Genomic DNA, 10,501 nt, shown 5'->3' with positions numbered 1-10,501 from the left:
ACCGAGCGCCTGGTCGCCATGCTGCTGGTGCCCGGCCGCAAGCCGGTGATGATCTGCCCCCATTTCGAGATCGGCACGCTGGAAGCGGACCTGGCCATCGCGGTGGACATTCGTTCGTGGCAAGAAGACGAAGACCCGGTCGCCCTGGTGACGCAGGTCCTGGCGGAACTGGGCGTGAAGACCCTGGCGATCGATCCGGAACTGCCCTTCCACTTCGCGGAACGCGTGCGGCAGGGCGGCTCGGCCGCGCTGCTGGATGCGATGCCGGTGATCAAGCAATGCCGCATGGTCAAGTCGGCTGCCGAACTGGCGCTGATGCAGCAGGCCAAGAACATGACGCTGCTGGTTCATCAGGCGGCGGCGCGCATCCTGCGCCCCGGCATCCGCCAGAGCGAGGTGGTGCACTTCATCGATGCGGCGCACCGCAAGCTCGGCGCCAGCGGGTCGAGTTTCTGCATCGTCCAGTTCGGAGAGGCGACCGCCTATCCCCACGGACTTCCGGGCGACCGAGAGCTTCAGGAGGGCCAACTCGTGCTGGTCGATACTGGCTGCACGATTCAGGGCTATCACTCGGATATCACACGCACTTATGCCTTTGGCGAGGTTTCGCAGGATATCCGCCGCATCTGGGACATCGAGAAGGAAGCCCAGCAGGCCGCCTTCGACGCCTGCCGACCGGGGGAACCGTGCGAGGCGGTGGACTACGCCGCGCGCGCGGTTCTCGATAAGGCGGGGCTGGGGCCGGACTACGCTCTGCCGGGCCTGCCGCATCGCACCGGCCACGGCATCGGCCTCTCGATCCATGAGCCCGCCTATCTGGTGCGCGGCGACAAGACCTTGCTGGAGCCGGGCATGTGCTTCTCGAACGAGCCGATGATCGTCGTTCCGAAGCAGTTCGGCGTGCGTCTGGAAGACCATATGTTCGTCACCGAAACCGGCGCGCAGTGGTTCACCAAGCCGCAAGTCTCGATCGATCGGCCTTTCCCGGAAGCCTAGGACGGATCGACATTCAGGTCAGGTGGAGCCGAGAAGCGTGATTTTCCGAGCATCGAAGCGCAGCGGACTTTCGGTCCGTGAGCATCGAAGCGCAGGAAATCGCGCTTCGCAGGCCCGCATGGGCTGAATGTCGATCCGTTCTAGAGCGGCCAGCAGTACATGATGAGCGGCGTCCCGATCAGCAGCACCAGCACCGAAAGGGGCGCCCCGAGGCGGGCGTAGTCGCCGAAGCGATAGCCCCCCGGTCCCATCACCAGGGTATTGCACTGGTGCCCGATCGGCGTGAGGAAATCACAGCCCGCGCCGATCGCGGTGGCCATCAGGAAAGCGTCCGGCCGATAGCCGAGATCGGTGGCGAACACCGCGGCGATGGGCGCCACGACCAGCACCGTCGCCGCATTGTTGAGGAAGGGCGTTACCGCCATCGATGCGGCCAGAACCATCGCAACCGCACCCCATGGCGGCATGTCGCGCGCCAGCCTTGCGAGTTCGGTGGCAAGGATGTCCGACGCGCCCGTCGTCTGGAGCGTCTCGCTGACCGGAATGAGTGCGCCCAGCATGATCAGGATGGGCCATTCGACGGCCTCGTAAGCATCGTTCACCGGCAAGGCGCCGGTAATGATGACCGCACCCGCCGCAGCGAAAAAGGCCACGGCCACCGGAACCAGCCCGGTCGCCGTCGTGATCATCGCCGCCGCCAGGATCGCCAGAGCCAGCCAACTGCTACGGTTCATGCCGAGACGGATCGGCCGTTGCGCCAAGGGGAGCACGCCGAGTTGCCGCAGGCGTCCCGGCATCTCTCCCAGCACGCCCTGGAGGACGATCACGTCTCCCGCGCCGATGACGATGTTGCCCGGTTTGTTGCGCAGGATTTCTCCTCGGCGGGAAATCGCCACGAGGCGAAGGCCGAGCCGCTCCTTGAGCATCAGGCGGCCCGCCGTGCTGCCGACGAATGCCGATTCGGCGGTCACCACCCCTTCGATCACACCGATCTCGTCCCGCGCGCGGTTGTTGTCGGCGGCAGCCTCCTCTTCCTCGTCATCGTCGAGCGTCAACTGCGAGCGGGCGACGGCCCGTTCCAGGGCATCGGGCTCGCCGGAGAGGATAAGGACGTCGCCTTGGACGATGTGCATTTCGGGATGTACGTGGCCGCTGAGGCCAGAGCGCAGGACGGCGGTAACTTCGATCTCGTTGTCGTGGCTGGAAAGGAACGCCTCGATGGTTTCACCGATGGCGTTGGAATGCTCGCCGACCGTGGCCTCGGTGGTGTAGTCGGATATGTTCAGCGCCTCGCCCATGGTCGCGGCGGCGCGTCGGTCTGCCGGGACCAGCCGGTAGCCTATGCGCAGGAATACGAGGCCTACCGCCAACATCCCGAGGCCCGTCGGCAGGTAATCGAACATGGCGAAGGGCTCGCCCGTCATTTCCTCGCGAACGCGGCTGACGATGATGTTCGGCGATGTGCCGATCATCGTCGTCAGCCCGCCAAGCAGCGAGGCGAAGGCCATCGGCATCAGGAAGCGCGAGGGATTGGCGCCGCTGCGGCGCGCCAGTTGCGATGCCGCCGGCATCATCATCGCCAAGGCACCGATGTTCTTGATCAGCCCGGACACGACGCCGACCGATCCGGTAAGGACAAGCAGTTGCGATCCCGGCCTGCGAACCCATTGACTGATCCAGTTCACGGCACGCTCGACCAGCCCGGTCCTCTGCACGGCAGCGGAAAGCACCAGCGCCGAGGCGATGATGATGACGATGTCGTCCGAAAATCCGGAGAACGCCTTTTCCGGCGGCACCAGCCCCAGGCACAGGGCGGTCAGGAGGGCGATGATCGCGGTAACGTCGTAACGAAAACGACCCCAGATGAAGAGAAGCATCATTCCGAAAAGGGTGGCGACGGAAAGCCACTGGCTTAGGGTCATCTCGTCTCGCTCTGTCTGGCCGGTTGTCCGGTACCAAAGCTAAATGCACGAGCGGCATTCAGGTGCCGCCAAGAATACGCGAAGTCTTCGCATCGCTTCTGATTTCCCTCACGCCGGTAACCTTGTTGTACTAGGTGTTGTGCCATAGGTCGCAGCGCAATGGTTTGCGAATCGCCTCCTTTACGCCTTTTTGCCAAGGCTCTGGTTCTTCTCTGCGCAATGATGTGCATGGGATGGCCTGGCGCTGGCCTTGCCGAAGTGTTGAGGATCGGCCGGCCCCTTTGCCATTCTGTAAGCGCGGTCGTCGCCGGGAAGGATGCCGTTCCCGCTCGTTTCAAATGCGAGGGCAATCCCGAGGGGTACCAGAAAGGCACGCTCTGGCTTCGTGCGCCGCTGCCGTCCGGAAGGGAGGGGCAGGATGACCTGTCGTTGATCGTGCACAGTTCACGGTTCGATCGGCTGCTCGTGACTTTCTCCTATGCGGATGGCGCGCGCGAGCAGCAGGACGTGCGCAGCGGCGACTTCGGCACCCACTGGCGCGCCGGGGGCCAGCTGGCCTTTCGCGCGCCGCACCGCGACGTTCCCCTGACCGGCGTAACGATGCGTTTCGACAAGGTGGCGAGTGCCGACCTGTTGCGAATGCGGCTGGTAGGTCGCGGCGAGGAAAGCACGCAGACGACGGGACTGGCGACCTCCATCGGTGCCGCGCTGGTGCTTCTGCTGGCGGGGGCGATCTACAATGCCTCGCTCGCCGTGGCGGTGCGGCGCCAGTTCTCGGCATGGCAGGCGGCCTGGGCGGCTTGCATGATCGCCTGGGGTGCCTGCTGGTCGCAGCTTCACCTGTTTTTCTTCCCCGGCATGGCCGGCGCGCTGTCCGCGCAGATCTGCACGGGGCTGTCCTGCCTTGCCATCGCGCTGGCCACCCTGAGCGCCGTCACCGCGCTCGATGCGGGCAGTGTCAGCCCCTGGCTGCGACGCACCGCCTTGGGCTTGACGGCGATCGTCGTGGCGCTCGGCGTGCCGCTATCGATGATGCGATCCGGACCGATCGCGGCGCTCGGCGCCGTGCTCGGGCTTGTCGTGCTGGCGAACCTCGTGGCGGTGGCCTGCTGCATCGGTCAGGCCTGGCGACGTGGAAGCCCCGAGGCTCGCAGTTTTGCAGGCGCCTGGGCCGTGCCGATGGTCGTGCTGGCATCCACCGAGTTCTTCGATGCCGATCGCATGTTCTGGGGCGGGGGGTCGCAAATCCTCGTCCTCTTCGCGGCCGCCTGGCAAACGCTCTGGCTTTCGGTGGCCGCCTCCCGTTCCCACGCCAGGTTGCGGATCGAACGGGACATGGCGCGGCGTGCCGAAGCACAGGCGCAGGAACTGGCGCGCCGCGATGCGCTCACCGGCCTTCCCAACCGGCGCGGCTTCATCGAGAAGGTCGGTTCCGTACTGGAAAAGGCGCGGGAACGGGGCGATGTGGTCGCTCTCCTGCTTATCGACGTGGACTGGTTCAAGTCGATAAACGACATCTACGGCCATGATGCAGGTGACGTGGTGCTGGCCGCCATCGCTCGCCGCATCGCGCCACATGAGGACCGGAACTGCGCCGTGGCCCGTCTGGGCGGCGAGGAGTTCGCGGTGATGGTCGCAGGGCTGGAAGGCTTCGCTCTGGTTCGGTTCGGCGATGCGCTTCGCCAGCAGATCGCGGCCTGCGACCATGGCGACATCGTGGGGCATCGCAAGGTGACCGTCAGCATAGGCATAGCGGAAGCCTCGAACGGGGCCGATTTCCGCTCGCTCTATCGCCTGGCCGACGAGGCGCTCTACGAGGCGAAACGGCAGGGGCGCGATCAGGTAGCCATTCGCCTGCTGGAGGAGAAGGCTTCGATGGAAGCTCTCTGAAGCAAGTGCTACGCTGGTATCCGGAAAATCCGAAAGCGCCGGGCGACCACATTCTCAAGGTCTTTCCGCTAGATGCGGCCACATGGACAAAGACCTTCCTTCATTTCGCCGGATATCCGTTGGAGCCGTGACGGTTCTGGCCACGGCGCTCGCATTCCTGGCGCCGAGCCGCAGCATCGCCGCCACGGCCACTGCGCCCATGGCGGTGACTGCCACGGTGCAGTCCGCCTGTATCGTCGCGGTTACCCCGCTGGCCTTCGGGGCCTATGATCCGACATCCGGCTCGGTCAAGGACGGGGCCAGCACCGTGACGGTCACCTGCACCAGCGGAACCTCCTTCACCGTCGGCCTCAATGCCGGATCGACCAGCGGAGCCACCGTTACCACCCGCCAGATGATCAACGGCAGCAATCGGCTCAACTATGCACTCTACAGCGATATCAACCACACCACGAACTGGGGCAATACGCCGGGGACCGACACGCCAACGGCCACGACCGCCACGGCGGTGCCCAGTGTGCTGAACGTGTATGGGCGGATCGGGGCATCGCAGAATGTCCCCGCCGGGGCCTATAGCGACAGCGTCACGGTAACGGTCAACTACTGAGGATGGCCGGAGCTGGACATTTCCGGCAGATATGGCGCTCGGCCCTTGCTGCCATGCTGGCCATGTCGGCGGCCATGGCGGCACCGGCTCCCGACGCCATGGCGAGCGCCTTGCGCGTGACTCCGATCAGGATCGAAGTGCCACCCGGCGATCGCTTCTGCGCCATCACGCTCGCCAATGACGGCGACTTGCCGGTGAGCGTCCAGATACGCGGGTTCCGCTGGTCGAGAAGCGGAAAGGGAGGCGACGTGCTGGAACCGGCGGGAGGGCTTGTGATCAATCCCACGATCGTGACGCTGGGTGGCGGCATGTCGCGGCTGATACGATGCAGTCTGCCGAGAGCTGAAAATGCAGGGCCAGAAGGTGTCCGCGAGGAAACCTGGCGGCTGTTGTTCGACGAACTGGCGACGGCCGATGGTCCCGCAAGACCTGGTGAAATCCGCACGCTCCTGCGCATCAGCGTGCCGATCTTCCGGGCAGGGCAGGAGGCAAGGGTCGATCTTGCCTGGGAGCCATCATCCCGCGCCGATGGCGGATCCATCGTCGCGATCGTCAATCGCGGGAGCCGGCATGCGCGCGTGCTTTCGATCGAAATGGTATCGCCTTCGGGACAGGCGACGCACGTCAAGCAGGGCGGCTACGTCCTTGCGGGCGGCCGCCTGGAATTCGCGGTGCCCGGCGGGAATATGGCGTCGATAGCCGAAGTTAGAGTTCACACGGAAGAAGCCGTGTTCACCGCGTCGCGGCTGGCCGATGCCGGCGACGGCCGGTGAGGAACGGACGACATGCGCCTGCCCCAAAGGCTATGGTCGGGGCTGACGTTGACGCTGGGGCCGGGGCTGGGCGGGACAATTTCCGGCGTCCTGTGGGGCGCATCGTTTATCGCGGCTTCAAATGCCGTCGCTCAGGATACGGAAATGCCGGTGCCGGTGGATATCGTGCTCAACGGTCGTGAGACGCAGCGCGCCGGCCTCGTCGTCGTGAGAGGCGAGCGGATTTTCGTGAGGATCGCCGACCTTCGGGATCTGGGATTGGTGACAGAGTTCGAGGAAGACCTTGCCGTAGACGGGGATGCCTTTTCGGACATCGCGCAGCAGCCGGGGCTATCCGCTCGTCTGGCCCGCGAAAGCACCACGCTGATGCTCCAGACGGACGCCCGGCACCTGCCACAAACCTACCTTCCCCTGCACGAAAGCCCGATCGCGGTGGCACCTGCGGTTCCTGTCGCCTTCATCGACTATGACCTGAACTTTTCCGACCAGCGCGGATATTCCCGCGCCTCGGCCGTGCTGGAGGCCGGCGTATCGGGGGAGTGGGGCGTCATTTCCACCGGCGTCATCGCCGATACCGGCCAGAAGCGGCCCGTTCGCCTGGACACCACATACGTGCGCGACTTTCCAGAGCGAAGCCTGCGTCTTTCCGTGGGAGACACGTTCACCCGCGCCGCCCCCTGGAGCCAGCCCGCGCGCTTCGCCGGGGTTCGCTTCGGCACCGATTTCTCGCTCGATCCTGCCCTGATCACCTTTCCGGTGCCGTCGCTATCGGGTAGCTCACTACTCCCTTCCACCATTGAATTAGCCTCCGAGGCGAACAGGCAGTCCATTTCGGTCGAGCCGGGCCGTTTCGCCCTGGATTATCGCCCTCGTTTCACCGGAGCAGGAAACGTCACCATGACGATGCGCGACCTGACCGGCAACGAGCGCACCGTCACGCGCAGTTTCTACGCCAGCACGGCCGTCCTGCGACCCGGTCTCGCGGAGTTCTCGCTGGAACTGGGTGTCTTGCGAAAGAACTACGGGTTGCGCAGCTTCTCGTACGGTGCGCCCTTCCTCGCGGGCTCCTATCGACGGGGGCTAAGCGATGTGCTGACGTTGGAGGCCCGTTCCGAAGCGGATACCCATGTGCGAATGGCCGGTGCAGGCGCAACATGGGTCGTTCAGCCCTTCGGTGAAATCCGCTTCGATGCCGCTGCATCGCAAGGGGACGCAGGGGCAGGGGGGCTCTACCAGTTTCAGTTCCAGAGGCTTGCACCCGAATACTCGATCACGGCAAGCTATCGAAGAAGGGGATCGCGCTTCCGTCAAGTCGGGGAACTCCGGCGCAGTCGGGGCGCTTCGCGTGAAATGGCGATTGCGGGCAGCATCGTTCTGGGGCGATGGGGCGGGCTTAATGCGGGCTATCTGCGGAGCGAGGACGGCGCCGGCAGAAGCGCGATAGCCTCGCTGGGTTATTCCGCCAGCTTCGGACGCGCATTCCTGTCGATCGGCATGCAGCGGATTGATCGTACCGAAGGCGCTGAAAGCACCGCCTTCGGCACGATCACGCTTCCCTTGGGCGGCAGGCGTCATATGGGCCTGTTCGGCGATGATCGACGGGTCTTTGCAACCTTCGAGAAGGTTGCGCCATCGGGTGTCGGGATGGGCTATCGCCTGGCCGCAGGGCATGAGGCCGAGCAGGGGCAATGGCTGGAAGGGGCCGCCACCCTACGCACGTCCGCCGGGCAACTGGATGTGGCGGCCACGCGCCGCGGCAACGGCATCATGACGCGGCTGGAGGCACGCGGCGCGTTGGTCGCCACGGGCGGCGGGATAGTTGCGACGCCCGGCATCAGCCAGGGATTGGCCATCGTCGAAGTGTCGAGTGACCGGCGCGTGCCGGTACTGCTGGAAAACCAGCCTGCCGCCACGCAGGCGGGCGCTGGGCGGAAGGCCATTCTTACCGGCCTTCAGCCCTATGTCGCCAACCGCATCTCGATCGATCCGGCGGCCTTGCCGATCACCGGCGAGCTTGGCGGCGTGGAGCAGGTGGTGGCACCGGGCTGGAAGCAGGCTGCCCGCGTTACCTTCGGCTCCCGCGCGGTTCACCCGGCAAGATTGCAGCTCGTCGATGAGACGGGCGCCGTCATGCCGCCGGGACTGTCGGTCGATATCGGTGCGGACCATGGCGCAACCGTCACCGGCCATGACGGCGAAGTCTTCCTGAGCGATTATCCCGCCGAGGCCCATCTACGGATCGGACGCGGCAGCCCGGCCGAATGCGAAACGACGCTGCCGGCCACGCCTGTCGTCGATACTCTGGCCGAGCCGATGATCCTGACCTGCAAGCCGATCGCCAGGGAGCCTTTGAAATGAAGCACGGGAAGCTGTCGGTTCTGGTCCTTGCCCTGTCCTCGATGCTGTTTCCGGCCAATTCCGCTGAGGCTCTCTGCGTCCTGTGCTCCTGTTCGGCATCCACCGCCGGTCTCGCTTTCGGGGCCTACGATCCCACGTCGAATGCTCCGCGCGATGCCAATGCCGTGGTGCAGATCAATTGCAGCGGCGTTGCGGCCTTGCTGGGAACGATCGACGTTTCATTGAGCCCCGGCGGCTCGGGGAGCATCGCCAATCGCCGCATGGCCCAGGGCGCGAACGTCCTGGCCTACAACATCTATTCCGACCCCAACCATACGACGATCTGGGGGGACGGGACCGGCGGAACGACCGGCGTGATGCTGCCCTTCAACGGGCTACTTGCCTATTCCGCCTCGGTTACCGCCTACGGCCGCATTGCCACGCACCAATACGTCCGCGCAGGCGCCTACGCGGACGCGATTACCGTCACCATAACCTATTGATCGGTGGTCGCCACGCTCACTTCACTTGCGCCGTGGCGAGCCTGCCCGGCGCGGGAAGTGCAAGCGCCTGCTGGAAAGCGACCTCGGCGACTTTGTTCATCACTTCGTATCCGGCAGGCGTGGGGTGGACATGGTCGGAGGTCAGCCCGTCACGCGCGCCCAGGCCGCTGCCCTTCATGGCGGACCAGTAGTCGGCATAGACCGAACCGGTCTTGGCCGCATAGCTCTTGAGCCAGGCGTTGATGCGCTGGATGCGCGGGCCGGTTTCGAGACCGGGGCGCCAGGGGAACAGATCCGCGGGCGGGATCGAGGCCAGTATCACGCGGATGCCGTGCGCCTGCGCCATTTCCACCATCGAACGGAAATTGTCCTGGATCTGCTGGTCGGTCATCGGACCGGTATTTCCGGCGATATCGTTGGTGCCCGCCAGGATCTGCACGACCTGCGGCTTCAGGTCGATCACGTCCTGCTGGAAGCGCACCAGCATCTGCGAGGTCGTCTGCCCGCCGATGCCTCGCCCGATCCGGCCGGGGGTGAAGAAGGCCGGATCGAGATCGTACCAGCCTTGCGTGATGGAATCGCCCATCAACACGATCCGGGGACGGACGGTTGCAGCTGCATCGGCAATATTCGCGTCTCGATAGCGCGCCATATCAGCCCAGTCGGCCGCTGCCTGGGCAAAAGCGGGAAGGGGTATTGCAAGGGCAAGAGCAGTGACGAAAGGCAGCGTTTTCAGGCGCAAGATCGATATCCTGTGACAGTTGTTCGAGGTGAGACGTTCCAGCCTTGCGGCTTGACGCAACGTGAACCTCGGGGCTGCTGCTTCAACCCCGCTTTTGCAAGCGATTGTTGCAAGGCGGTTCCTCAGCCGTTTTCGCAAGGACGTTGACGCGGAACCGCGTCTCGGCAATGTGCGGCGCAAATGGCGGGCAAGGACCATCGATGAGAATCGTCATCATCGACGATAGCGGATTACGAGCGACGGTCCTTGAAGAGGGCCTGCGTGAGGCCGGTTATGACGATATCCATATCGTTCCTCCGCGCGGTGCCTTCGTCGCGCGGCTCGAACGCATGGCGCCGGACGTCGTGCTGATGGACCTCGGCAGCCCCAGTCGCGACACTCTGGAAGAGATGCTGACCGTCAGCCGCGCGCTTGCCCGGCCGATCGCGATGTTCGTCGATCAATCCGACGAGACGATGATCGGCGCCGCCATCGATGCGGGCGTTTCCGCCTATGTCGTGGACGGCTTGCGCAAGGAACGCGTTAAGCCCGTTCTGGAACTGGCCGTGCGGCGGTTCAACGCTTTCGCCCGTATCCAGGCGGAACTGGAGGAGGCACGCACCGCCTTGTCCGATCGCAAGGTGATCGACCGCGCGAAGTCGATCCTGATGGCGCAGCGCAATCTGTCCGAGCAGGAAGCCTATGCGCTGCTGCGGTCGAGCGCGATGAACCAGGGCAAGAAGATCGTGGAT

At 64.8% G+C, this 10,501-nt stretch carries 9 protein-coding genes; 7 read left to right on the top strand and 2 right to left on the bottom strand.

Annotated elements, in window-relative coordinates; translation table 11 throughout:
• The coding region (locus RT424_RS20330) for a Xaa-Pro peptidase family protein (protein WP_313441959.1) at positions 1 to 996 on the top strand (996 nt) is incomplete at its 5' end.
• 140 nt (positions 997 to 1,136) lie between these two features.
• Here RT424_RS20330 and RT424_RS20325 read toward each other — a convergent pair.
• Complete coding sequence (locus RT424_RS20325) at positions 1,137 to 2,876, bottom strand: SLC13 family permease (RefSeq protein ID WP_313441957.1); 1,740 nt, start codon at positions 2,874 to 2,876, stop codon at positions 1,137 to 1,139.
• Between the two features lie 477 nt (positions 2,877 to 3,353).
• Here RT424_RS20325 and RT424_RS20320 point away from each other — a divergent pair, with 477 nt between their 5' ends.
• The 5 genes from RT424_RS20320 (at position 3,354) to RT424_RS20300 (ending at position 9,028) form a co-directional block, all read left to right on the top strand.
• The gene (locus RT424_RS20320; RefSeq protein WP_313441979.1) at positions 3,354 to 4,808 is read left to right on the top strand and encodes a diguanylate cyclase; all 1,455 of its coding nucleotides are present in this window, start codon (positions 3,354 to 3,356) and stop codon (positions 4,806 to 4,808) included.
• An 82-nt stretch (positions 4,809 to 4,890) separates the two neighbouring features.
• A complete protein-coding gene (locus RT424_RS20315; RefSeq protein ID WP_313441955.1) occupies positions 4,891 to 5,415 on the top strand; it encodes a spore coat U domain-containing protein in 525 nt (174 codons plus the stop codon).
• Positions 5,416 to 5,468: 53 nt separating this feature from the next.
• Positions 5,469 to 6,188 (top strand): fimbria/pilus periplasmic chaperone, encoded by a 720-nt coding sequence (locus RT424_RS20310; protein ID WP_313441953.1) that lies wholly within the window; start codon positions 5,469 to 5,471, stop codon positions 6,186 to 6,188.
• Positions 6,189 to 6,200: 12 nt separating this feature from the next.
• Positions 6,201 to 8,546, top strand: a complete 2,346-nt coding sequence (locus tag RT424_RS20305; protein WP_313441951.1) for a fimbria/pilus outer membrane usher protein — start codon at positions 6,201 to 6,203, stop codon at positions 8,544 to 8,546.
• Entirely contained in the window at positions 8,543 to 9,028 is a 486-nt protein-coding gene (locus tag RT424_RS20300) for a spore coat U domain-containing protein (protein ID WP_313441949.1), read from the top strand. Before RT424_RS20305 ends, RT424_RS20300 begins: the two co-directional genes overlap by 4 nt.
• Positions 9,029 to 9,044: 16 nt before the next feature.
• Here RT424_RS20300 and RT424_RS20295 read toward each other — a convergent pair whose 3' ends face one another.
• A complete protein-coding gene (locus RT424_RS20295; RefSeq protein WP_313441947.1) occupies positions 9,045 to 9,770 on the bottom strand; it encodes a GDSL-type esterase/lipase family protein in 726 nt (241 codons plus the stop codon).
• Positions 9,771 to 9,970: 200 nt separating this feature from the next.
• On the opposite strand from RT424_RS20295, the gene RT424_RS20290 reads away from it, so the two are divergent.
• Positions 9,971 to 10,501 (top strand): ANTAR domain-containing response regulator (locus RT424_RS20290; protein WP_313441945.1); only part of this gene is annotated, 531 nt, incomplete at its 3' end.

This window comes from Novosphingobium sp. (assembly GCF_032093395.1).
In the GTDB taxonomy this organism is placed as follows: Bacteria; Pseudomonadota; Alphaproteobacteria; order Sphingomonadales; family Sphingomonadaceae; genus Novosphingobium.
Note: the sequence above shows the minus strand (reverse complement) of the source record. Positions and strands in the feature narration are given on the sequence as shown.